The following is a 23,182-nucleotide window of genomic DNA, read 5'->3' on the forward strand; positions in this document are numbered from 1 at the left end:
TGGAGATCCGGTTCTCAGCGCCGTACGGCCGTCGGGTTCCGCGCGACCGGAGTCGTCGTCGGGCTGCCCAGGAGGCGCAGAGCGGCTTCCGACGGGGACCCGGGCTCCGCCGTGTACGCGATCAGGCGGTGGCCGGAGGTGCCCGGGACGAGGAGGTTCTCGAAGGTCAGGGTCAGCGGGCCGACGAGGGGGTGGCGCAGGTGCTTCACGCCCGAGGTGCAGGTGCGGACGGGGTGGCGGGACCACAGGGCCGCGAACTCGGTGGAATTCACCGCCAGTTGGCCGACGAGTTCGGCGAGGAGACGGTCGTCGGGGTGGCGGCCGGCGATGACGCGGAGGGAGGCCACGGAGAGTGCGGCCTCCTCGGTCCGGTGCGGGTGGAGGTCGCGGTACCGGTCGTCCAGGAAGAGCATCCGGGTCAGGTTGGGGCGGTCGGCGGGGGTGTCCGGGGCCTCGGACGGCAGGTGGGCGGCGAGGAGGGCGTGGCCGAGCGGGTTCCAGGCGAGGACGTCGTTGCGGCGGTTCAGGACGAGGGCCGGTACGTCGGCCATGGCGGCCAGCAGCCGACGGGTCGAGGGGGGCGCGTGCTCCGCGTGTGCCGTGGCGGGGCGGCCGGAGGAGGAAGAACGGGCCGGGCGGGCCAAGGCCTTCAGATGGGCCACCTCGTCCTCGGTGAGGCGCAGGGTGCGGGCGAGGGAGTCCAGGACGCTGTCCGAGGGGCTGAGGGCGCGGCCCTGTTCGAGGCGGGTGTAGTGGGTGATGCTCACCCCCGCGAGCATCGCCAGTTCCTCGCGGCGCAGGCCGGCCACCCGGCGGCGGGTCGGATGCGCGGTGATGCCGACCTCCTCGGGCCGCAGCGCGGCCCGGCGGGACCTGAGGAAGTCGCCCAGCTCGGACGGGGCGTTCATCGTGCCTCCCGGGTCGACGGTCCATGCGCGTGCGGGGCCGACAGCGACTCCCCTTCCATGATGCACAGGGCTGTGGACGGACGGGTGCCATGAGGGTGGTGCCGCGATGACCACCCTTGCGCCGGCTGGGCCAGACAGGGTTCTGGCCGGCGTTCGCGGGGCGGACGAGCCTCTCTCCGTAGCCGCGCGTGAGGACGTACACGAGGGCGTACGACGAGGCCGTACGGCAAGGCCGTATGACGAGGACGTACGACGGATGCGTGCGGACGGCACACGAGCAGAGGAAGGGACTCGACGACATGTCCGTCACAGACCCGGAGGCGGCCGGTACGGCGCCCCGCCCCCCATCCGGTACGGCGCCCAGCCCCGCGTCCGGCACCCCCACCGCGCGGGGCGTCGCCGACACGGCCGCCACCGCACTCACCCCCCGGCTGCGACTGACCCTCGTACTGCTGCTCGCGGCCCAGTTCATGCTGGCCGTGGACTTCTCCATCCTGAACGTGGCGTTGCCGGTGATCGGGGAGGGGCTGGGGTTCTCGCTGGCACGGCTGCAGTGGATCGGCACGGCGTTCGCGTTGTGCGCGGCGGGGTTCACGCTGCTCTTCGGGCGGGTGGCGGACCTGTTCGGCCGCCGCCGCCTCTTCCTCGGCGGGCTGGTGGTGCTGGCCGTGGCCTCGCTGGTCGGGGGGCTCGCGCGGGACCCGGAGACGCTGATCGCGGCCCGGGTCTTCCAGGGGCTGGCGACCGCCGCCGTCACCCCGGCCGGGCTGTCGCTGCTGACGACCTCCTTCCCGGAGGGGCCCCTGCGGGAGAAGGCGCTCGGTCTCAACGGGGCGCTGATGTCGGCCGGTTTCACCACCGGGGCGATCCTCGGCGGACTGCTCACCGATCTGCTCTCCTGGCGCTGGGCCTTCTTCGTCAATGTGCCCGTCGCCCTCGCCGTCCTCGTCATCGCGCCGACGGTCATCAAGGAGTCGCGGATCCAGGAGCGGCCGAAACTGGATGTGCCGGGCGCCGTCACCGTCACGCTCGGTCTGCTGGCCGTCGTCCTCGGCCTGACCCGGGCGGGCGAGCACGGCTGGGGCTCGCCCGCCGCGCTGCTGCCGCTCGCGGCGGGTGCACTCCTGCTCGTCGTCTTCCACGCCGTCGAGCGCCGGGCGGCCGCGCCGCTGGTGCCGGTCGAGGTGCTCGGGAAGCGGTCGGTGGCCTGGGGGAACGCCGTCGGTCTGATCGCCTTCCTCACGGAGACCTCGCTGGTCTTCCTGCTCACGCTGTATCTCCAGGAAGTGCTCGGGTTCTCGCCGCTCGCCGCCGGGCTGTCGTTCGGGGTGCTGGGCGTCGGGACGGTCGTCGGCGGAACCCTCGCGCCCAGGGTCATCGGCCGGCTCGGCACCAAGCGGACGCTGATCGTCGGGGGCGCCGTCCAGACCGTCTTCACCGCCGCGCTCCTCGGGCTCGGCGACGACCGTTCGTGGATGTGGCTGCTGCTGGTCGCCACCTTCGCCGGCGGTGTCGGCAACATGCTGGTCATCGTCGGCTTCATGGTCACCGCCACCTCCGGGCTCGCCGACCACGAACAGGGGCTCGCCACCGGTCTGGCCACCATGACCCAGCAGATCGGCATCACCATGGGCACGCCGATCATGAGCGCCGTCGCCACCGCCGCCCTCAGCGGCGGCGGGGCCCCGGCCGTGCTCGGCGGCCTCAAGGTCGCGATCGCCCTGAACGCCGCCGTCGTACTCCTGGGCACCCTCGCCAGCGCCTTGTTCCTGCGGGACGCGCGGGCGCGGGAGTGACGCGGCGCACGGGTCCGTTCACCTGCCGAGGGGCAGATGCCAGGAGACAGATCGCGCGGGCCGACCGGAAGGTGACTACATGCGGAGCAGGGCCGACTTCATCGCGGAGGCGTACGGCCTCGGTGCCGGGGCGTGGGAGATGGTGCCCGTCGCCCGTGGTGCGCTGGGGCAGATCTGGAGGCTGTCGGGCGGGGGCGGCGGCGGGGCCTCGTGGGCGGTGAAGGAGCTTCTGTTCGGGTGTGACGAGGGGCAGGTGGGGCGGGAGGCGGCGTTGCGGAACGCCGCGGAGGGGCTGGGGATCTCCGCGCCCCGGTTCTTCGCGGACCGCGAGGGGGCGTATGTGTCGCGGCTGCCCGCCTCGCTCGGTGGCTCGTACGTGAAGCTGTACGACTGGGTCGACGGGGGCGAGGCGGATCCCGCCGACCCGGAGATCCTGGGCTGGTGCGGGCGGACGCTCGCTCTGCTGCACCGGGCGGGGGAGGGGGCGGGGGAGACGCCGGGCGACTGGTACGAGCGGTGTCCCCGGGAGGAGGAGTGGGCGCGGTCGTACGAGGGCGTTCGGCGAGCCGGGCTGCCGTGGGCGGACGCGTTGGGGCGGTTCGTCGCCGGCTCGGCGGTGGAGTTGGCGCGGCATGTCAGTCCGTCGGTGGCCGGTGACATCGTGACCTCCCATCTCGACATGCGGCCGCAGAACGTGCTGGTGGGGCGGTCCGGGCCGGCTCTCCTCGACTGGGACAACGCCGGGCCCGTATCGGCGGAGCGCGAACTCGCCCGTGCCGTCTACGTATGGGCCGGCGGCAACCACTTCCGCGCCGATTCCGCCCGGCGGCTCGTGCGCGGGTATCTGGAGGCCGGGGGGCGCGCGGTCATCAAGGGGCTGGACTCGTTCTCCATGCTCTTCGCGACCGACCTGAACTACGTCCGGGTGCAGGCCGAGTGCGCGATCGATCCGGAGGTGACCGACGCGCAGAGGGAGTTCGCGAGCGGGCAGGTCGTCGCCACGCTGGGGAGCCTGCCGGATCCGGCCGCCGTCGCCCGGTTGGCGGAGGCGCTGGCCCCCGAGTGGTGATCAGGTGGCCCGACGTGGGCTCACGCCGGATACGCGTGGGCTCAGGCCGGATACGCGTGGGCTCAGGCCGGATACGCGTGGGCTCAGGCCGGATACGCGTGGGCTCAGGCCGGATACGCGTGGGCTCAGGCCGGATACGCGTGGGTCTGCGTCGCCTTCACCGTCGCCCATACCGGTGTGCCCGTGTGGAGCCCGAGTTCGGCGGCCGACACGGTCGTGAGGTCGGCGGTGAGGCGGAGTTCGCCCGTGAGGTCGGCGCGGATCTGGTCGCCGTGGACCTCCAGGCCGGCCACCTCGCACCGCCAGAGGTTGCGGGCGCTGGAGCCGGTGGGCCGGTCGCGGTGGAGGGTCACGGCGCTCGGGGGGAAGGCGACGAAGACGGGGCCGGTGAGGTCCTCGGTGGTCGTGATCGCCGGGCGGGCCATGGCCTTCGCCGGCGTGCCCGCCGGGCGGACCGTGGCCTTCGCCGGCGTGCCCGTCGGGACTCGGTCGTCTGTGCTGTCGCCTACGGCTCCCGCGGCCGCCATGCCCTCCGTGTCCAGTCGTACGACGTGGCCCTCGGCCTGCCCCCGGTACAGGTTCAGGCCGACCAGGTGGGCGATGTAGTCCGTGCGGGGGTGGCGGGCGATGTCGCCGGGGGTGCCCTCCTGGACCACCCGGCCGTGCTCGACGACGACGAGCCGGTCGGCGAGGACCATGGCGTCCAGGGGGTCGTGGGTGACGAGTACGGCGACGGCCTCGAACTCGGCGAGGTGGCGCCGGAGTTGGGCCCGTACGTCGAGGCGGGTGCGGGCGTCGAGCGCGGCGAGGGGTTCGTCGAGGAGCAGCAGGCGGGGGCGGGTGGCGAGGGCGCGGGCGAGGGCGACGCGCTGGGCCTGGCCGCCGGAGAGGCGGCGCGGCTTGGTTCCGGCGTACTCGGCGAGTCCCATCCGCTCCAGCCACTCGGCGGCCTGTGCGCGGGCCTCCCCCTTGGGTGCGCCCTGGCAACGGGGGCCGAAGGCGATGTTGTCCAGGGCGGTGAGGTGCGGGAAGAGGAGATAGTCCTGGAAGACGACGCCGACCGGGCGGGACTCGGGCGCCGTACGCTCCAACGCGGCCCCGTCCAGTCGTAGATGGCCGCCGGTGAGCGGGGTCAGGCCGGCGAGGGCGCGCAACGCGGTGGTCTTTCCGGCGCCATTGGGGCCGAGCAGGGCCACCACGTCGCCGGGGGCGGCCGTCAGGGAGACGTCCAGGCGGAAGTCACCGCGCTGGACGACGAGGTGGGCGTCCAGCCCTTCGGAGCCATCGGAGCCATCGGCGCCCTTGGCGCCGTTGGCGCGGGCCGGGTGGACGCCGGTCGGGGTTTCACTCATCGGCACGTCGCTCACTCGTCACCCTGCTTGCTCGGCATGTCACCCACCCGCCACTCCGCCGGGCTCGTCCCCCTTCGCCGGCTGGCCTGCGGCTTCGCCGGCCCGCCACTCCTCCGGCCCGCCACTCCGCCGGCCCGCAGCTTCGCCCGCCCGGTACCCCCGCCCGCCCGGTACCCCGCTCGCCCGGCCTCCCATCCGCGCCGCTCCGCGCCGCACTCTCACGACGCGGTCATCCAACGGTCCCGCAACCCCGCCAGCACCGCCACCGACACCGCGAGCAGTACCAGGCTGAGGGAGATCGCGGCGGCCGGGTCGCTCTGCAGGGCGAGGTAGACGGCGAGGGGCATGGTCTGGGTGCGGCCGGGGAAGTTGCCGGCGAAGGTGATCGTCGCCCCGAACTCGCCCAGCGCCCGTGCCCAGGCGAGGACCGCGCCGGCGGCGACCCCGGGGGCGATCAGCGGCAGGGTCACCCGGCGGAACGCGGTGAACCGGGAGGCCCCCAGCGTCGTCGCGGCCTCCTCGTAGCGCGGGTCGGCGGCCCGGAGCGTGCCCTCGACGCTGATGACGAGGAACGGCATCGCGACGAACGCCTCGGCGATCACGACCCCGGCGGTGGTGAACGGAAGGGTGAGCCCGAACCAGTCGTCCAGCAGGCGCCCCACCACACCGTTGCGGCCGAGCGCCATCAGCAGGGCCACACCGCCGACCACCGGGGGCAGGACGAGGGGGAGGGTGACAACGGCCCGTACGAGACCACGGCCCGGGAACTCGACCCGGGCCAGCAGCCACGCCAACGGCACCCCGAGTACCAGGCTCACGACCGTGGCCAGCGTCGCGCACACCAGCGACAGCCGCAGCGCCTCCCACACCTCCGCGCTGGTCAGCTGCTCCGGCAGGCTCGACCACGGCGTCCGTACGAGCAGCGCGACCAGCGGCAGCACGAGGAAGGCGAGGCCGATCAGCGCGGGCAGGAGCAGCGGGACGGGTACGGAGCCGCGCAGGCGCCGTACCCGCCGTGCCCCGCCCTTCGTCGTGCCACCGGTCATCGTGGCGCCCTGGCTGTCGGAGGGCCTGCTCACGGCTTCAGGAATCCGGCCCCGGTCAGGACCTTCTGGCCCTCCGCGGACCGCACCAGCTCGACGAACGCCTTGGCGGTGTCGGCGTTGGGCGCGTCCTTGAGGAGGGCGATCGGGTAGTCGTTGACGGCGTCGGCCGACTCGGGGAAGTCCACGCCCTCCACCTTGTCACCCGCGGCCTTCACATCGGTCCTGTAGACGACCGCCGCGTCGGCTTCGTTCAGCTCGACCTTCGTCAGGGCCGCCTTGACGTCCTGTTCGTACGAGACGGGGGTGAGTTTCAGGTCGCCGGCCTCCAGTGCCTTCTGCGTGGCGGCGCCGCACGGCACTTCCTTGTCGCACAGCACGACCTTGAGGCCCGACTTGGTGAGGTCCTTCAGGGAGGCGATCCCGTCGGGGTTGCCCGGCAGGGTCGCGATCTCCAGCTGGTTGCGGACGAAGGTGGCGGGGGTGCCGGAGGCGTCGCCCGCGTCCGTCACGATCGCCATGGTGCTGGGGCTGGCGGAGGCGAACACGTCGGCCGGGGCGCCGCCGGTGATGCTCGCGGCGAGGGAGTCGCTGCCGCCGAAGTTGAAGGTCACCTTCGTACCGGGGTGGGCCTCCTCGAACCGCTTCCCCAGCGTCGTGAAGCTCTCCTTCAGCGAGGCGGCGGCGAACACGGTCACCGTGCCGGAGAGCTTCGCCGAGGAGCCGGAGGGCGACCCCTCGTCGGAGGAGGAGCAGGCGCTCAGGGTCACCAGCAGCGCGGCGGCACCCGCGCCGGCGACCAGACGCACGGAACGCATCATCACGATCTCCCTACCCACTCCCTCAGGGCCGACCTGCCCAGCAGGCCGGACGCTACGCCGACCATCTTGACGCATCTGCGAGGGGAAAGTCGCCCGCAGCATCGCATGAGCCACGTCACTGAGGGGTTGAGGGGAGCATGTGCGGCCTCCTGGACGTGCCGTTCAGCTCCGGTCGATGTGTACGTTCGTGGACTTCACCCGGGCCGTGGCCTCCATGCCGACCTCCAGGCCCAGCTCCTCCACGGCCTCCCGGGTGAGCAGGGAGACCAGGCGGTGCGGGCCCGCCTGGATCTCGACCTGGGCCGCCACGTCACCGAGCTTCACGGCGGTGACGATGCCGGGGAAGGCGTTGCGGGCCGACGTGTACGGCACGTCGGCCTCGTCGGCGGTGTCCGAGGCCAGCTCCACGGAGAAGGCCGCGAGGTCCTTCCCGTCGATGAGCCGACGCCCGCTCTCGTCGCGCCGGGTCGCCACCCGGCCCGCGTCCGCCCACCGCCGCGCGGTGTCGGGGCTCACCCCGAGCAGCCGCGCGGCCTGACCGATTGTGTAGGACTGCATGAACGCCAAGATATGCGCCGCCGGGCGCCCCCTCGCCTCCCGCATCCGACGACAGGCGCAGCGAGTGCGCCGGACAGTCGGCCGATGCGGGGGAAACGTCGGCCGATGCGGGGGAAACGTCGGCCGATGCGGGAGAAACGTCAGCCGATGCGGGAGAAACGGTCAGTCGATACGGGAGAAGCGGCGGGCGGCCAGAAGCAGCAGGAGCAGGGACGGGACGGTGACGAGGGCGAGTTCGAGAAGGACCGGCGGGGCCCAGCCCCACCACTCGGGGCCGGCGTGGAACCAGGCCGGGGCGGCGGCGGTCGGGTCGGGGTCGGGCATGGTGCGGCGCAGGGCGTCGACGCCGTAGCTGAGCGGGTTGGCGAGGACGGCGGCGCCGAGCCACGACGGCAGGCCGCCGACGGGGAAGAGCGCGCCGGACAGGAGCATGGCCGGGGCCATCGCCAGGCCCGACACGATCTGGAAGGTCTCCGGGCGGCGGATGCACACGGCCGCCGAGACGCCCAGGGCGGTGAGCGCGAACGCCAGCAGGGCGACCTCGACCAGGACGAGCAGCAGCCGGGGATGGTAGGGCAGCCCCATGGGGCCGGCGAGGGCGAGGACCGGCAGCGCGTACAGGGCCCCGGTCGTGGCACCGCCGAGGCAGATGCCCGCCAGGACCGCGCCGCGCCGCACCGGCGCCACCAGCATCTGGCGCAGGAACCCGGACTGCCGGTCCCACATGATCACCGTGCCGACGGCGACGGCCGGGCCCTGCACGACCATCAGCAGCGTGCCGGGGAACAGGAACGCCTGGTAGTGCCCGAGGTCGCCCCCGGCGGAGCCGATCCCGTTGCCGAGCACGAACAGGAACAGCAGCGGCGCCGCCAGCCCCATCACCAGCCGGGCCCGGTTGCGCAGGAACCGCGTCATCTCCCGCCGCCACAGGATCCGCACGGTCCGCAGATCGCCGGCGAACGGCTGGTCACGGCGGTCGGGTTCACCGCTGTCGGCGGTCGCGTCGGGGTCGGGGAGTGCGAGGGAGTCGGACGTGGTCGCCGACGACAAGGGGCATGCCTCCTCGGGAAGGGCTAGCGGATCGTGCTGCCCGTGTGGTGCAGGAACACGTCGTCGAGGGTGGGGGAGGTGACGGTCACGGAGCGGACGGGGACGGTCAGTTGGGCGCAGAGGCGGGGGACGAGGGCGGCGCCGTCGGGTGCGCGCAGGCGTACGCCGTCGGGGCCGGTCTCCGTGGGCAGGCCGAAGGACCGGCGCACGGCCTCGGCGACCCGCTCGTCGTCATCGGTGCGCAGGGTGACGAGGTCGGCGCCGATGACCGACTTCAGCTCGCGGGGCGTGCCCTCCGTGACCAGTTCGCCGTGGTCGATGATGGCGATGCGGTCGCAGTGCTCGGCCTCCTCCAGATGGTGCGTGGTCAGGAAGACGGTGATGCCGTGCTCCCGGCACAGCAGCCGCAGATACTCCCGGACGGCGGCCCGGGTCTGCGGGTCGAGACCGGCGGTGGGCTCGTCGAGGAAGAGCACCCGCGGTCCGTGCACCAGCGCCCGGGCGATCTCCAGGCGGCGGCGGGTGCCGCCGGAGAGGGTGCGGACCACGTGCCCGGCCCGGTCGGCGAGACCCACCAGGCCGAGCAGGGCCGTACCGGCCGCGCGGGCCGCCGCGCCGGGCAGCCCGTACAGCTCGGCCTGCAGCCGCATGCTCTCCATGACCGTCAGATCCTGGTCCAGGGTCTGCTCCTGGAAGACGACGCCGATCCGGCGCCGTACCCGCGCGGGGTCGCGGACCACGTGCGCCCCGGCCACCCATGCGTCGCCCAGGGTCGGGCGCAGCAGGGTGCAGAGCATGCCGATGGTGGTGGTCTTGCCCGCCCCGTTGGGGCCGAGGAAGCCGAAGATCCGGCCCGCCGGGACGGTGAGGTCGAGTCCGACCACGGCCTCGCGCGTCCCGTACAGCTTGCCGAGTTCCTCGGCGCGTACGGCGATGTCGTCGCCCGGCATGGCAGCCTCCTCTGCTACGAGCGCGCCCGTGGCGCGACGGTGATGAGCGGTGGGATGCCCGGGGTGAGCGGCAGATCGTCGACCGGACGGCCCTCCGCCTCCACCCACGCGTGGGCGACCATCGGGACCGTACGCATGCCCGTGCGCCATGTCGGCCAGGTGCCGCGGGCGCGGCAGAGCAGCGCGGTGGCGATGGACCGGGGCAGACAGCCCTGGCCGGCGCAGCGCACGCTCACCGCGACCACGTCGGCGCGGGCCCGCGCGGCCTCGGCGTACGTGGCCGGGCGGCCGCCGCGGGAACAGGCCGTCAGGATCCGCCGGATACGCAGCGGGGAGAGCCGGCCGATCAGATGCGCGGCGCCCACCGCGAGAAGGGGGAGCGGCCGCCGGTGCGGGGGCAGGCGGCGCCGTTCCTGGAAGACGGAGGGGACGCTCATGACACCACCAGCCCGTTGCCCGCCAACTCGGCGGTCAGCGTGTCGACATCGGCCGCCGCACGCTCCTCGGAGACCTCGTACCGCTCCACGAGCGCCCGGACCGCGTCGGCCGGCGAGGCCCCGTCGATCAGGGCCCGCAGAATCAGCGCGCCGCTCGCGTTCACCTTGAAGTACCGGCCCTCGCGTTCGTCGAGCAGGACCATCCCGTCCTCCACGTCGGAGACGGAGACATGCCGTCGCAACCGCGTCCCCGCGTTCCTGTTCCGCTTCCCGGTCGTGCTCATGCCGCCGCCTCGCTTCCCAGGGCGGGCGTGGCCGAGGCCGGGCCCGCATGGGCGCGGAGCCAGGTCTCGACGGCCAGGGTCGCCTCCAGGGTCACGGGGGAGAGGCGGGGCGGGAACATGCTGAGGCAGGCGCGGCGCAGGGCGTCGGCGTCGACGAGACCGAGGGTGGCGAGGAGCGGCTGGTCGAGGAGTTCGGCCAGGTCAGCGCGGCGGGTTCGCAGTCCGCTCTGCATCTCGGCGCTGTACTCGCCCTTGGTGCGGCGGGCGAGCAGCTCGGCGGGCACCGCCTCCCGCATCGCCCGCACCAGGAGCGGCTTGTAGGCGAACGGGGTGGTGCGCTCGTGCAGCCGCACGGACAGGGCCGCCTCGACCACGCGGTCGTCGTAGAACGGGTAGTGCGTCGGCAGACCGGCCTCGCTGGTGACGCGGGTGAGCTGGCGGGCGAGCCGGGTGCCGTTGCGCACGGACCACAGGACCTCGTGCTGCCCCCGGGTCGGCGCGAGGGGTTCGGCTTCGATCGCGGTCTGCCGGAGCAGTTCGCGTACGGCGGCCGCCGCGTCCGGGCTCGCCCAGGGCGGGAGTTGGGGGCGCAGCATCTGCCAGCCCAGGGCGGGGGAGCCGTCCAGGGCCAGTACGGGGGAGAGATCGCGGGCGGTGTCCGCGAGCCAGCGCCCGTACGAGCGGCTGTCGGCCAGCGCTCTCAGCGTGGGGAGCGGATGCCAGCGCTGGGCGGAGAGGGTGGCGCGCAGATGCGTGAGCGCGGTGCGCGGCCGGGTGCGGAACGTGGTGTGCAGATACGGCGGCCGCGCGGACAGGATCTGGTCGGCGCCCTCGCCGGACAGATGCAGCCGCGAGCCCAGCCCGGCCAGGCGGCGCGCGGTCTCGGCGAACGGGGCGCGGACGCGGCCGCCCGTGAACGGCTCGTCGACGCCCTCGCCGGCGCGCAGCACACCGGTGTAGTGGGGCGGCAGTTCGTCCATCGGCAGCACATGGTGGTCCGTGTCCGACAGGTGCGCCGCCGCCCGTCGGGCCCAGGAGAGGTCGTCGTTGGCGGGGTCCGCGCCGGCGAGGGTGAGGGCCAGCAGCCGGGCGGGCCCGCGCGCGGCCAGGAAGCACAGCGAGGTGGAGTCCAGCCCGCCGGACAGGTCCGAGCTGATCACCCCGCCCCCGGCGGTGCGTACGGCCACCGCGTCCGCGAGTGCCTCGGCCAGCCGCTCAGCGCCCTCGGCGAGGGGCAGTTCGGGCTCGGGGGCCTGCCACCAGCGCCGGGTGCGGGCGCTGCCGTCGGCGTCCGTCAGCAGGGCCGTACCGGCCGGGACCGCCGACACCCCCCGCCACAGGGGGCGCTCGGCGAGGGGGTGCGGGATCAGCGGGTCCACGAGCCGCAGCGCCACCAGGCGTTCGTCGATCCCGGCGTCGATGGCCGTGGCCAGGACGTCCGCGCGGTCGCAGGCGACCACGACCCCGGCCACCCGGGCGGAGAACAGCCGCCGCAGCCCCGAGGCCGTGCCCTGGGAGCGCAGCCGCCCCGACTGCGACGCCAGCAGATGGCAGCCGCCGACCGGGCCGGTGCCGAGCCGGTCGAGTGAGCCGAGCGCGTCGTCCTCCCGGACGAGTGCGGCGAGGCGGGGCTCGGTCAGCGGGGAGAGCCCCACGACCGCCACCCGGGCGTCGCCGACCGTCGCGACGACCGTCTCGTCCTCCGCCCATTGCCCGACGAGCCACGGCCGCCCGGACGCGTGCTCCACGGTCCGCGTCGCCTCCTCGCCCAGCACCGCGGCCGCCGCCCGCGCCGCGTCACAGTCGGGCAGCACCGCGAACCAGCCGCTGCCCGGCGTCGTACATTCCGGCATCACGCTCATCGACCCCCTGTTTTCTGTTTGCTGCCCGAATTGAAGAAACGTTCCGAAAGCACGTCGGAATGGGTGAATGCATTCCGGCCGCGGCCGGGATCTCGTACACTCGGCCCGGAAAGAGGCGGGTGTCCGGTCCCGGCCGCGACCCGTCACGTCGAATGTGCCGTGACGATCGGAATCATCGGAATCAGCAGATGTTGTGCTGGGCGGGGATCTCGAAGAAGTCGAACCCGCAACCGGTGGTCAGTTCCGAGAATTCGGCGACCTCGGCCACCGCCGGCGGCTCGTACACCGGCTTCTCGTCCGTCTGGGGCTGCTCCATCGCATGTCTCCTTCCATGAACGGGTGGAAATTCCGGATACATGCTGCGATGCCGGAAGTACGGCTCGCAAGGGGCGGTTTTCGCCGCTGCGGAGGAGTGGAGGTCGAGTGGATATTCGAGTTTATGCGCGCGTCGATGCCTGAATGACCGGGCCGGGGCGGCCGTCGTTCGCGCGGGCGATTGTGACGCTCGGGTTCTCCGGTGTCCACCCCGGCACGGCTAAACCCTTCCTCTCGGTGATTCGGTATCCCTTTCGAGAAGATCGAATAGGGAGGAAGGATATTCATCGAGCCATGGCCGTTTTCCGTCCTCCGCTAATCCGACAATGGCTGAAAGCGCCGACCGGGGGGACGTGGTCTGCGACTGCGGGGACGTGGTCCTATGCGGACGGAGACGGCTGCCGCGACCGGTTCGCCGGCTGAGCCGGCTCACCGCAACGTGGCCATGAACTTCCCCAGCCGGGTGATCCCCTCGCGCAGCTCGTCCGCCGAGGCCGCGTAGGAGAGGCGGACGTGGGTGTCGGCGGTGTGGGTGCCGAAGTCCTTGCCCGGGGTGAGGGCTACGTGTGCCTCCCGCAGGGCGCGTTCGCAGAACTGCCAGGAGGTGAGGCCGGTCCCGCCGACGTCGAAGTAGACGTAGAACGCCCCGTCCGGCGGCACCGGGACGGGCAGCCCGATCCGCGCCAGACCGTCCAGGACGAGCGCGCGCCGCTCGCCGAACTCGACCCGGCGGGCCTCGCAGACCGCGAGCGACTCGGGGGTGAAGCAGGCCAGGGCGGCGTGCTGGGCGGGAGCGGAGGCGCAGAGGAAGTAGTTCTGGGCGAGGCGTTCGAGGGCCGGTACGAGGGTTTCGGGGACGACGCACCAACCGAGCCGCCAGCCGGTCATGCCGAAGTACTTCGAGAAGCTGTTGATGACGACGGCGTCGGGGTCGAGCGAGAGTGCGCTGCGCGGTGGGCGGCCCCGCTCGTCGTGGTCGCCGAGGTCGAGGTAGATCTCGTCGACGAGGCGCCACGCGCCGCGCTCACGGGCGAGGTCGCAGATCGCGGCCAGTTCGTCGGCCGGGACCGAGGTGCCCGTGGGGTTCGAGGGGGTGGCGATCATGACGCCGCGCGTACGGTCCGTCCAGTGCGACCGCACCGACGCCGCGTCGAGTTGGAACCGGCTCGCGGAGGTGGTGGGGACGAGGGTGACCTCGGCGCCGAAGCTCTCGACGATCTGCCGGTTGCAGGGATAGGAGGGGTCGCCGATGAGGACCTCGTCACCGGGGTCGACGAGGGCGGCGGTGGCCAGCACGAGCGCGGCCGAGGCGCCGGCCGTGACGACGATCCGGCCCGGATCGACGTCGACGCCGTGCTGCTCGCCGTAGAACCGCGCGATGGCCTGCCGCAGGGCGGGCAGCCCGAGCGCCTCCGTGTAGGTCATCGGACGCCCGTCCATGACCTGGCGCACCGCGTCCAGGACGGCCGGGGGTGCGCCGAAGTCCGGTTCGCCGAGGCTGAGTTTGACGACGTCGTGCCCCTGGGCGGCCAGCGAGGCGGCCTGCTTGGCGAACTCCATCGCGTAGAAGGGGGCGACGGCGCGGGCCCGCCGCGAGATCCGCATGCCGCTCGTGTCTTTCCTGCCGCTCACGTTGCTCATGCCGCTCATGCTGCGGCCCGGAGGGGGGTCGGGGCCAGCGGCAGGGGCGAGGCCCAGGACGGGAGGTGGTCCTGGGCCTCGCGAACGCGCCCGGTGGCACGGGCGCGCGCGGGTGGGTCGGCCGATGATGGGTCGGCCGAGATGTTCCGGTGTATCGGCCGAGATTCCTCTGTGGATCAGCCGACGTTCTTGAGGGCGGCCCGGTAGCTGCTCTTGGAGCCGAAGACGGTCTGCCCCTTGTACGCGGCCTTGCCGAAGGACTTCACCTGCGGGATGGCGGCCCAGGAGGTGCTGGCGCCGAAGCCCTTCACGCTGACGCGGCCGTGCTTGATGTCGATGGCCGCGTTGACGTTGGTGACCTTGGCGCTGGCCTTCGCCCGCTTCGGGCCCTTGCCGGCCGTCGGGTAGCTGATGGTCAGGGTCTCGCTGGTGACCGGGATGCGGAAGATCTCCTGGGTCACCGTGAAGCTGACGGTCGTCGTGCGGTTCTTGTCCTTGGAGACGGTCGAGGACGCCTTGGTGACGAAGCGCACTTCCTTGTTGTACGGGTCGGTGATGCTGACCGGCTTGCCCACGGGCGCCGCCACCTTGCCGAGCAGCGCCTTGTAGATCTTGCGGTCCTGGAGGTCCTTCACGAAGACGGTCTGCTGGCCCTTGCTCAGCCCCTGGAACCTCTTGAGGGTCTGCTTCGCCGCGGGCGTCTTCTGCGCCTTGAGGTACTTGGTGTAACCGGCGACGGTCAGCTTGACCGCGGGCTTCGCCGGCGCCTGCTCCACGGCCTGGGCGGCGGGCGCGAGAACAGCGAGACCGGCGACCGTGGCGACGGCCGCGGTCGTCAGTCGACCGGTGGTGGAAGTAAGCATCTGTGCTCCCCGTGACGCGTGCGTTTACCTGCGTCAACGACCCTACGAACCCCGGCACGCGCCCGAAATTGTCTCTCCAGCCACCACCCCGAAGGCCACCACCCCGAAGGCCACCACCCGAAAGGGCAGCACCCGAAAGGCCACCACCCGAAAGGGCAGCACCCGGAAAGGGCACTGCCCGATCGGCCGCGTCGACGCGGCGCCCGCCCGAACGTGACCCGCGGCGCCCGCCCGGACGTGACCCGCGGCGCCCGCCCGGACGTGACCCGCGGCGCCCGCCCGGACGTGACCCGCGGCGGGTGCCCGGACGTGACCCGCGGCGGGTGCCAAGTGGGATGTGAAGGCGGTCGCCGAGTGGGACGTGAAGGCGGTCGCCTCTAGGTCTAGGTCGTGAGTGCCCCCGCCACCAGCCCCGCCGCCCTGGCCACCAGCGGATTGTCCGTGGGCCCTGCGGGGTCGTACTTGGTCGACAGGACGGCCAGGACGAGGGGCGGCCGGTCGGGCGGCCAGACGACGCCCACGTCGTTGGCGACGCCGTACGCCGATCCGCCCCCGGTCTTGTCCGCGAGTGTCCAGTCGGCGGGGAGACCGGCGCGGAAGCGCTGGATGTTGGTCGTGTTGGCGATCAGCCAGCCGGTCAGCAGTTCCCGGTCCCCGTCCGGCAGGGCCCGGCCGAGGACGAGCCGCGCGTAGGTCCTCCCGATCGCGCGCGGGTTGGTGGTGTCCGTCGTCCGCCAAGGCTCCGCCGAGTTCAGCTCGGGCTCCCAGCGGTCGAGCCGGGTCGTGCGGTCGCCGAGCGAGCGGCTGAACCGGGTGATCGCGGTCGGTCCGCCCAGCTCGCGCAGCAGCAGGTTCGCCGCCCCGTTGTCGCTGTGCGAGACGGTGGCGGCGCACAGCTCCCCGACGGTCATGCCGCCCGCCACGTTCGCGGCCGTGCCGGTGATCGGCGCATAGCCCGCCGCCGTGACGTACTCCTTCGTGTAGTGGATCCGCCGGGCGAGATACTCACCGTCGCGGTCGAGGTCCCGTAAGACCGCGCCGGCGGCGAGTGTCTTGAACACCGAGCAGATGGGGAACCGCTCGTCCGCGCGGTACGCCACCGTGCGCCCCGTGGCCGTGTCGTGGGCGAAGATCCCCAGCCGCGCGGAGTACTCCCGCTCCAACTCGCCCAGTCGCCGGGCGAGCCCCGCGTCGCCGGGGGCCGAGGCGTAAGCCGTCCCCGGCACGGCAGCCGCGAACGCCGCGCCGGCACCGACGGCGCCGAGGGCGAGCACCGCGCGGCGGCTTCGCTCCGGGGTGGGACGTGATCCTGTGCCGCCCCATCCGGTATGCATCCGATCCACTGTGTTCCTCCGTATCCGGTAGTGATCTCCGTACGTCCCTGAAGACGCCCCCACCGGAACACCGGTTTCCCTCTGCCCCGGCGGTCTCGTCCCGCACAACCCGTCACGCCCGTCGGCCCCTCGGCAAGTCGGGCAAGGGACGAGGCGCCCGGCGCGGCCGGTGGTTCACAGCAACGCCGGGGCGTGGAACTCCCCGAGGCCCGAGCCGAGGTCGCGGTCGAGCCAGTAGCGGCGGGGCTCCGCGAGCATCACGTCGACGCCGACCGTGACGATGCCGGGGATCTCGGCCAGCTCGTTGTCGATGAAGGCGGCCAGGGCGGAGCGGTCGGTGACCAGGCCGGTGGCGAGGACGGACATGTCGCTGGCGACGTGGGCGGCGAGGCGGGTCTGGGGGAGCCGGTCGATACGGCGCATGACGTCGGGGGTCTCGCCGGGGGCGACCCGCAGCCGGAGGATGAACGGGGTCTGGAAGCCCAGCCATTCCGACACGATCTCCAGCCGGGGCTTGACCCAGCCTTCGTCCAGGACCCGGCGGACGACGCGGTGCGCGGTGGAGGTGGCCAGGCCCGCAGCCCGTCCGATGCTCGCGGAGGAGGCCCGGCCGTCCCTGATCAGCTGGGCCACGACGGTGCGTTCGGCCTCGCTGAGGGGCTTGGCGGGGGGCGTCGCGGTCGCGGTGCCCTCCGGCCGGCCCCCGGTGAGCTTCAGCAGCTCGGCCCGCTCGGTGTCGGTCAGGAACTGCGGATCCCAGGTGATGCCCCGGCGCAGAGTGCTGAGCGCGGGCAGGGAGTTGACGCGGCGGACACCGGAGACGGAGAACATCCGGTCGACCGCCTCGCTGGTGGCCGCCTCGGAGGGGGCGTGCACGACCGCGTAGAGCGGGTAGTCGCCGGAGATCTGGGCGAGGAGCTGGAGGTGGGGCAGGTCGCGGAGACGGTCGAGGACGGCCAGCGGGGTTTCGCCGGTGATGTCCAGGAAGACGTGGACCGGCATCGCCGTGGAGTGCATGCCCCAGTCGGCCTGCCCGATCACCCGCACCATCCGGGCCTCGTGCAGCCGGTCGTAACGGCGTTTGAGGGTGCTGGCGTCGGCGGAAAGGATCCCGCCGATGTCGTCCCAGGTGGCCCGGGGTGCCAGGTGCAGCGCCCCGATGAGGCGCCGGTCGAGCTCGTCGAGGAGAGGGCGGGTCATGCTGCCCCACCTTAGACCGCCGATTAATCCCGATGTTACGTCGGAAGTCTAGGAAATCTCTCATGCAGATGTCATCGTGTGCAGGAACATCCCTCCAGTGCGCGAAGAGGTACCGATGAGTGCCACCTCTGCCCAGCCGCAGCCGACCGAACCACAGCCGGCCGAACCCCGGTCGAAAGCCCTCCGTGCCGCGTTCCGGGGCTTCGCGGCGATCGAGAAGATCGGCAACAGACTCCTGCACCCGTTCTGGCTGTTCTGGATCCTCGCGGCGGTCGTCGCCGTCCTCAGCGCCGTGCTGGCGGCGCTCGGCGTCAGCGCCGTGCACCCCGGGACGGACGAGAAGATCAAGGTGCTGTCCCTGCTCAGCAGGGACGGCATCACGATGGCCGTCGAGGGGGCGGTCGAGAACTACGCGGCCTTCCCGCCGCTGGCCACCATCCTCACCGTGATGTTCGGCATCGCCGTCGCCGAACGCAGTGGCCTCTTCTCCGCCCTCCTGCGCCGGATGGTCGCGCGCGTCCCCGGCCGGTATCTGACCTTCGCGCTGTCGATGACGGCCATGGTCAGCCATGTCGCCGGCGACGCCGCGTACGTCACCCTCATCCCGCTCGGCGCGCTCGTCTACCGCGCGGCGGGCCGCAGCCCGGTCCTCGGCTGCGTCGTCGCGTACGTCTCCATCTCGGCCGGCTACGACGCCTCGCCGTCCCTCACCACCACCGACGTCCTGCTGTCCTCGATCTCCACCGCCGCCGCCCGGACCATCGACGCCGACCATGTCGTCACCCCGGTCGCCAACTACTTCTTCGGGCTCGCCTCGTCGGTCCTCGTGGCCCTGGTGATCACCCTCGTCGTCGACAAGGTCCTCGCCCGCCGCCCGGACCTGGAGCCCGACGAGCCCGTCACCGCGCTGAGCGCCGACGAGCTGAAGGCGATCGAGGTCACCCCGCGCCAGCGCCGCGCCCTGCGCGTGACCGGCCTGGTCGCGCTCGGCTACGCCGCCCTCCTGACCGTCGCCATGATCCCGACGTCCTCACCGCTGCGCGGCGAACACGGCGGCATCGTCGACTCCACGCTCATCGGCGGGACGGCACTCGTCCTCGGCGTGTTCTTCGCCGTCCTCGGCACCGTCTACGGCCGTATGACCGGCACCTTCTCCGCGGCCCGCGACATCGTCTCCGCGATGGCCGACGGCACCCGGTCGATGGCGCCGATCCTCGTCCTCTTCTTCGCGATCTCCCAGTTCCTCGCCTACTTCAAGTGGACGAACATCGGCAACGTCCTCGCCGTCTCGGGCGCGGAGACCCTGCGCGACCTGAGGCTCGACGGCTGGACCGTGCTGGTCGGCATCGCCGTACTGATCACTCTGATGAACCTCCTCATCACCAGCGGTTCCGCACTCTGGGCCCTGGCCGCACCCGTCTTCATCCCCATGCTGATGCTCATCGGCATCGAGCCCGAGACCACCCAGGCCGTCTACCGCGTCGCCGACTCCGTCACCAACTGCGTCACGCCGATGAGCCCGTACTTCGTGATGGCGCTGGGCTTCGTCCAGCAGTACAGGAAGTCCGCCGGCATCGGCACCCTCGCCTCCTTCACCATCCCGATCGCCGCCGTCGTCTGGGTCGTCTGGATCGCGTTCTTCGTGGCCTGGTACCTGCTGGGCCTCCCCTTCGGCATCGGCTGACCCGCAAGCCCCCCCCGTACACGAACGCCGTCGCACGAGAAGGCAGACCATGACCGCATCGCATGCCGCCGCCCTCACCGCCCGCGCCCAGGACGTCTCGGCGGAGATCATCGCCGACATCCTGACCCTCGTACGCCACGAGACCGGCAGCTACGACCTGCCGGCCCTCGCGGCGGGCCTGGACGTCCTGCGGGAGGTCGCGGTCACCCGCCTCGGTCCGCCCGGCCACGAACACCGGTACCCCGGCGGGGCGTACGGGGACACCCTGACCCTCACCTATGCGGGCACGGGCGCCGGCCACGTCGCACTGGTCGGCCACTACGACACGGTGTGGCCGACGGGCACGCTGGCCGGGTGGGAACAGCCGGCGGCGACGGACGAGAACGGACGGGCGAGGCTCAGCGGCCCGGGCATCTTCGACATGAAGACCGGCCTGGCACAAGGCATCTGGGCACTGAAGCTGGCCAGGGAGAGCGGCGCCCCGGTCCCCACCGTCACCTTCCTCTTCAACGGCGACGAGGAGATCGGCTCCCTGTCCTCCCGCCCGGTGATCGAGGAGACCGCCAAGAAGGTCGACGCGACGCTGGTCCTGGAGCCCACGGCCCACGGTGCGGTCAAGACCGCCCGCAAGGGCTCCGGAATCTTCAAGGTCACGGCCACCGGCGTGGAGGCACACGCCGGGCTCGCGCCCCAGGACGGGGCGAGCGCGATCCTGGCACTGTCCGAGTTCGTGCTCGCCGCCGCGGCCGTCGCCGCGCCCGAGCGGGGTACGACGATCAACACCGGCCTCATCAGCGGCGGTTCGGCCATCAACGTCGTCGCCGGGTCGGCCACCGCAGGCATCGACATCCGGGTCAGCAGCGAGAGCGAACAGCACCGCGTGGACGCCGAGTTCGCCGCCATCCAGGTCATCGACCCCCGCGTACGCATCGAGGTCGACCACGCCTGGAACCGCCCCCCGATGACCCTCAACGCCGCCTCCGCCCCCCTCCTCGACCTCGCCCGCGAAGTAGCCCACGACCAGGGCCGCGCCCCCCTTGCGGACACCGCCGTCGGCGGCGCCAGCGACGCCAACTTCATCTCCGCCCTCGGCCTGCCCGTCCTCTGCGGCATGGGCGCCATCGGCGACGGCGCCCACGCCCAGGGCGAGTACATCCACCCCGACACCGTGCCCACCCAGACGGCCCTGGTCGCCGGCCTGCTGCTCCGCCTGACGGAGCCGCTACGGGGCTGAACGCCGGCGGACGGGCCACCACCACCCCTGCCCGGGCTACGGCGGATGGGCCACCACCCCTGCCCGGACTACGTCTGTCCCCCGACCCCGAGGACGTCGAGTATCGCTCGGGTGGCCGGGCTGGGGTTGAAGCGGCTCCACGCCAGATACTCGACGCGACGCGGCCCGTCGGCCACCGGGACCAGCGCCAGTTCGGGATGGTCGGCGGCCAGCGGTCGGACGAACGCCGACGGCAGTAGCGCGATGCCGAGCCCGCGCGTGACCAGCCGGGTGATCAGCTCGACGACGCCGGCCTCGTACGCGACGTCGCGGACCAGCCCCGCGGCAGCGAACGCCTGGTCGGACTGGGCCCGGGCAGGTGTCCCGGCCACGAAGTCCACGAACGTCTCCTCGGCGATCTCCTGGAGCGCGACGCGGGAAGCGCCGGCCAGCCGGTGTCCGGCCGGCACCACCAGTACGTGCTCGTCATGGTCGAGGACGATGGTTTCCACGCCGGACGGCCGTTCGCCCTCCGGCAGGCCCAGGAAGGCGATGTCCAGGTCGCCGTTCCGGATCGCCGCGGCCAGGTCGTCGCTGCGTCCGGAACGGAGGAAGACGCGGACGTCCGGGTGCCGGGCACGGTATCGCTGCAGCAACTCGGGTACGTCGACCGCAGCCGTGGTCACGATCACGCCGACGGCGAGTCGGCCGCGTACCACGCCGTTCGCGGCGGCGGCGTCGGCGACCGCGCGGTCGGCAGCGGCCAGGCACTCGCGCGCGCCGGCGACGAACGCCGTTCCGGCACTGGTCAGCTCGACGCGGCGGCTGGACCGGGCGAACAGCTTGACCCCGAGCTCCCGTTCCAGCCCGGCGATCCGATGACTGAGCGACGACTGCACCACCGAGCAGCGCTCGGCGGCGCGGGTGAAGTTGCGGGTTTCGGCGACGGCGACGACGTATCGCATCTGCTGGAGATCCACGCAATCATCGTTGTCGTTCATGGCTGCCATGGCAAGCATGCTTTGCATTCATGGTTAATGCTCCTGAGACTTCCTCACATGCAGAACGCACAGAGCACGCGGAGTGCTCGTGACACGCAGAACCCGCGGACCTTGACCGAGCGGTTACCGGGGCCGCCGCCGACCTCGTACGCGCAGCAGGCGGCGACCGTCGCACTGACCGCGCTCGCTCCCGCGGCCTGGGGCACCACGTACGCCGTGACCACCGAACTGCTGCCGCCCGGACATCCGTTGTTCTCCGGGCTGATGCGCGCCCTGCCCGCCGGGCTGCTCGCGCTGGCGATCACCCGCGTGCTCCCGCGCGGGGACTGGTGGTGGAAGGCCGCCGTCCTCGGGATGCTCAACATCGGTGCCTTGTACCCGCTGTTGTTCGTGGCGGCAGAACGGCTCCCGGGCGGCGCCGCCGCCACCCTTGGCGCCACCCAGCCGCTGCTGGTCGCCGGGTTGGCCGTCGCGGTGCTCCGCGACCGGCCGACGGCCTGGCGACTGACCTGGGGTGTGCTCGGCGTGGTCGGCGTCGGACTCGTCGTGCTCGGGCCGGAGGCACGGCTGGATGCCGTGGGGGTGCTCGCCGGCCTCGGCGGTACGGCCACCATGGCGGGCGGGATCGTCCTCATGAAGCGCTGGGGCCGACCCGCCGGGGTTGGTCCCCTCACTCTGGCCGGCTGGCAACTGACGGCCGGCGGCCTGCTGTTGCTCCCGCTCACCCTCGCGATCGAGGGGGTACCGCCGCGGATCGACGCCGGAGCGGTCGGCGGCTACCTGTGGCTCGGCAGCGTGGGAGGGCTGATCGCGCACACCCTGTGGTTCCGCGGGATCGGAAAGCTGCCGGTCGGCGCGTCCGCACCGCTGGTGCTGCTGTCTCCACTCGTCGCGACCGTCGTCGGCGTCGCGCTGGGCGAGTCACTGAACCTGCCGCAGACCCTCGGTTTCGCCCTCGCCCTGACCGCCCTGCTCGCCGCGCAGCTCAACACCCCGAACCGCATACGAGGAGGACTGGTCCGATGAAGACGAAGACGAAGACGAAGGTGAAGGAGAACGTGAAGGAGAACGTGAAGGTGAAGACAGCCATGACGATCGCCGTGCTCGGCGCCACAGGGATGGTCGGCAGCCGGGTCATCGCCGAGGCCGGCGCACGTGGACACCAGGTGCTCGCCCTGTCCCGGAAGCCCGCGAGCGAGAACCCGAACCAGAAGAACCGGGCGGGCCAGGCAAACCTGACGCCGATCGCGGTCGACGCGAACGACCCGCACGCCGTACGCGAGGCGTTTGCGGGATCCGCATCAAGCGGCGCCGCGGACGCCGTCGTCCTGACCGTGCGGACCAATCCGGTCGACCAGGAGTTCCTGGTCGGCACCACCCGTACGGTGCTGGACATCGCCGCACAGCTCGGAATGCGCGTCCTCGTGGTCGGCGGAGCCGGGGCGTTGCGCAGCCCCGACGACCACGATCTGCTGGTCGCCGACAACCCCGCCTATGTGCCGGCCGAGTTGAAGCCCGTAGCCGCCGCCGGGGTCGCCCAGTTGCGGACCTGCCAGGCTCATGCCGCTGCCGACTGGGTCTACCTGAGCCCGCCGGCCCTGCTGGAGCCCGGCGAACGAACCGGCAGCTATCGGCGCGGCACCGACACTTTGCTCACCAGCCCCGACGGCCGATCCTGGATCAGCGCCGAGGACCTGGCCGCCGCCGTCATCGACGAACTGGAGACCCCTGGCCCCGAACACCTCATCACGGTCGTCCACCACGAGGAGCCTCCGCCGGCGTGAGCCCAAGCGAGCGAGAT

At 72.4% G+C, this 23,182-nt stretch carries 22 protein-coding genes; 6 read left to right on the forward strand and 16 right to left on the reverse strand.

Annotation, left to right across the window (positions count from 1 at the left end):
- Positions 1–14: 14 nt before the first annotated feature.
- On the reverse strand, positions 15–908 hold the full coding sequence (locus tag JIX55_RS30135; RefSeq protein ID WP_257566393.1) for a helix-turn-helix transcriptional regulator: 894 nt from the start codon (positions 906–908) through the stop codon (positions 15–17).
- 299 nt (positions 909–1,207) lie between these two features.
- Here JIX55_RS30135 and JIX55_RS30140 point away from each other — a divergent pair, with 299 nt between their 5' ends.
- Together JIX55_RS30140 and JIX55_RS30145 are read left to right on the forward strand one after the other, a co-directional pair.
- Entirely contained in the window at positions 1,208–2,704 is a 1,497-nt protein-coding gene (locus tag JIX55_RS30140; protein ID WP_257569523.1) for an MFS transporter, read from the forward strand.
- A gap of 79 nt (positions 2,705–2,783) precedes the next feature.
- Positions 2,784–3,773 (forward strand): phosphotransferase enzyme family protein, encoded by a 990-nt coding sequence (locus JIX55_RS30145; protein WP_257566394.1) that lies wholly within the window; start codon positions 2,784–2,786, stop codon positions 3,771–3,773.
- 125 nt (positions 3,774–3,898) lie between these two features.
- On the opposite strand, the gene JIX55_RS30150 is transcribed toward JIX55_RS30145, so the two are convergent.
- From JIX55_RS30150 to JIX55_RS30215, 14 genes are all read right to left on the reverse strand, one after another.
- The gene (locus JIX55_RS30150; RefSeq protein ID WP_257566395.1) at positions 3,899–5,125 is read right to left on the reverse strand and encodes an ABC transporter ATP-binding protein; all 1,227 of its coding nucleotides are present in this window, start codon (positions 5,123–5,125) and stop codon (positions 3,899–3,901) included.
- Positions 5,126–5,343: 218 nt separating this feature from the next.
- Positions 5,344–6,171 carry a molybdate ABC transporter permease subunit gene (gene modB, locus JIX55_RS30155; RefSeq protein ID WP_257569524.1) on the reverse strand — a complete coding sequence of 276 codons (828 nt, stop codon included), beginning with the start codon at positions 6,169–6,171 and terminating at the stop codon, positions 5,344–5,346.
- Between the two features lie 29 nt (positions 6,172–6,200).
- Positions 6,201–6,989, reverse strand: coding sequence for a molybdate ABC transporter substrate-binding protein (modA, locus tag JIX55_RS30160; protein ID WP_443046561.1), 789 nt, complete (start codon positions 6,987–6,989; stop codon positions 6,201–6,203).
- Between the two features lie 162 nt (positions 6,990–7,151).
- Positions 7,152–7,547 (reverse strand): TOBE domain-containing protein, encoded by a 396-nt coding sequence (locus tag JIX55_RS30165; protein ID WP_257566396.1) that lies wholly within the window; start codon positions 7,545–7,547, stop codon positions 7,152–7,154.
- A 162-nt stretch (positions 7,548–7,709) separates the two neighbouring features.
- Entirely contained in the window at positions 7,710–8,597 is an 888-nt protein-coding gene (locus JIX55_RS30170; RefSeq protein WP_257566397.1) for an ABC transporter permease, read from the reverse strand.
- Between the two features lie 23 nt (positions 8,598–8,620).
- Complete coding sequence (locus JIX55_RS30175) at positions 8,621–9,547, reverse strand: ATP-binding cassette domain-containing protein (protein ID WP_257566398.1); 927 nt, start codon at positions 9,545–9,547, stop codon at positions 8,621–8,623.
- Between the two features lie 14 nt (positions 9,548–9,561).
- Positions 9,562–9,984 carry a lasso peptide biosynthesis B2 protein gene (locus JIX55_RS30180; protein WP_257566399.1) on the reverse strand — a complete coding sequence of 141 codons (423 nt, stop codon included), beginning with the start codon at positions 9,982–9,984 and terminating at the stop codon, positions 9,562–9,564.
- Positions 9,981–10,268 carry a lasso peptide biosynthesis PqqD family chaperone gene (locus JIX55_RS30185; protein ID WP_257566400.1) on the reverse strand — a complete coding sequence of 96 codons (288 nt, stop codon included), beginning with the start codon at positions 10,266–10,268 and terminating at the stop codon, positions 9,981–9,983. The genes JIX55_RS30180 and JIX55_RS30185 overlap by 4 nt, the downstream gene beginning before the upstream one ends.
- Positions 10,265–12,130 carry an asparagine synthase-related protein gene (locus JIX55_RS30190; protein WP_257566401.1) on the reverse strand — a complete coding sequence of 622 codons (1,866 nt, stop codon included), beginning with the start codon at positions 12,128–12,130 and terminating at the stop codon, positions 10,265–10,267. Before JIX55_RS30190 ends, JIX55_RS30185 begins: the two co-directional genes overlap by 4 nt.
- Before the next feature lie 181 nt (positions 12,131–12,311).
- Positions 12,312–12,446 carry a lasso RiPP family leader peptide-containing protein gene (locus JIX55_RS30195; protein WP_257566402.1) on the reverse strand — a complete coding sequence of 45 codons (135 nt, stop codon included), beginning with the start codon at positions 12,444–12,446 and terminating at the stop codon, positions 12,312–12,314.
- 428 nt (positions 12,447–12,874) lie between these two features.
- The gene (locus tag JIX55_RS30200) at positions 12,875–14,050 is read right to left on the reverse strand and encodes a pyridoxal phosphate-dependent aminotransferase (RefSeq protein ID WP_443046730.1); all 1,176 of its coding nucleotides are present in this window, start codon (positions 14,048–14,050) and stop codon (positions 12,875–12,877) included.
- A 212-nt stretch (positions 14,051–14,262) separates the two neighbouring features.
- A complete protein-coding gene (locus JIX55_RS30205) occupies positions 14,263–14,949 on the reverse strand; it encodes a hypothetical protein (protein ID WP_257566404.1) in 687 nt (228 codons plus the stop codon).
- Positions 14,950–15,332: 383 nt separating this feature from the next.
- Positions 15,333–16,283, reverse strand: a complete 951-nt coding sequence (gene bla / locus JIX55_RS30210; RefSeq protein WP_257566405.1) for a class A beta-lactamase — start codon at positions 16,281–16,283, stop codon at positions 15,333–15,335.
- A gap of 174 nt (positions 16,284–16,457) precedes the next feature.
- Positions 16,458–17,483, reverse strand: a complete 1,026-nt coding sequence (locus tag JIX55_RS30215; protein WP_257566406.1) for an Lrp/AsnC family transcriptional regulator — start codon at positions 17,481–17,483, stop codon at positions 16,458–16,460.
- Between the two features lie 115 nt (positions 17,484–17,598).
- On the opposite strand from JIX55_RS30215, the gene JIX55_RS30220 reads away from it, so the two are divergent.
- Both JIX55_RS30220 and JIX55_RS30225 read left to right on the forward strand, forming a co-directional pair.
- The gene (locus tag JIX55_RS30220) at positions 17,599–19,167 is read left to right on the forward strand and encodes an AbgT family transporter (protein WP_257566407.1); all 1,569 of its coding nucleotides are present in this window, start codon (positions 17,599–17,601) and stop codon (positions 19,165–19,167) included.
- A gap of 49 nt (positions 19,168–19,216) precedes the next feature.
- Entirely contained in the window at positions 19,217–20,401 is a 1,185-nt protein-coding gene (locus tag JIX55_RS30225; RefSeq protein WP_257566408.1) for a M20 family metallopeptidase, read from the forward strand.
- Between the two features lie 68 nt (positions 20,402–20,469).
- Here JIX55_RS30225 and JIX55_RS30230 read toward each other — a convergent pair whose 3' ends face one another.
- On the reverse strand, positions 20,470–21,360 hold the full coding sequence (locus JIX55_RS30230; RefSeq protein ID WP_257569526.1) for a LysR family transcriptional regulator: 891 nt from the start codon (positions 21,358–21,360) through the stop codon (positions 20,470–20,472).
- Between the two features lie 78 nt (positions 21,361–21,438).
- On the opposite strand from JIX55_RS30230, the gene JIX55_RS30235 reads away from it, so the two are divergent.
- Together JIX55_RS30235 and JIX55_RS30240 are read left to right on the forward strand one after the other, a co-directional pair.
- On the forward strand, positions 21,439–22,407 hold the full coding sequence (locus JIX55_RS30235) for an EamA family transporter (protein ID WP_443046562.1): 969 nt from the start codon (positions 21,439–21,441) through the stop codon (positions 22,405–22,407).
- Positions 22,408–22,469: 62 nt separating this feature from the next.
- Positions 22,470–23,165, forward strand: a complete 696-nt coding sequence (locus tag JIX55_RS30240) for an NAD(P)-dependent oxidoreductase (RefSeq protein ID WP_257569527.1) — start codon at positions 22,470–22,472, stop codon at positions 23,163–23,165.
- The last annotated feature ends 17 nt before the right edge of the window (positions 23,166–23,182 follow it).

Source organism: Streptomyces sp. DSM 40750, from assembly GCF_024612035.1.
GTDB lineage: Bacteria > Actinomycetota > Actinomycetes > Streptomycetales > Streptomycetaceae > Streptomyces.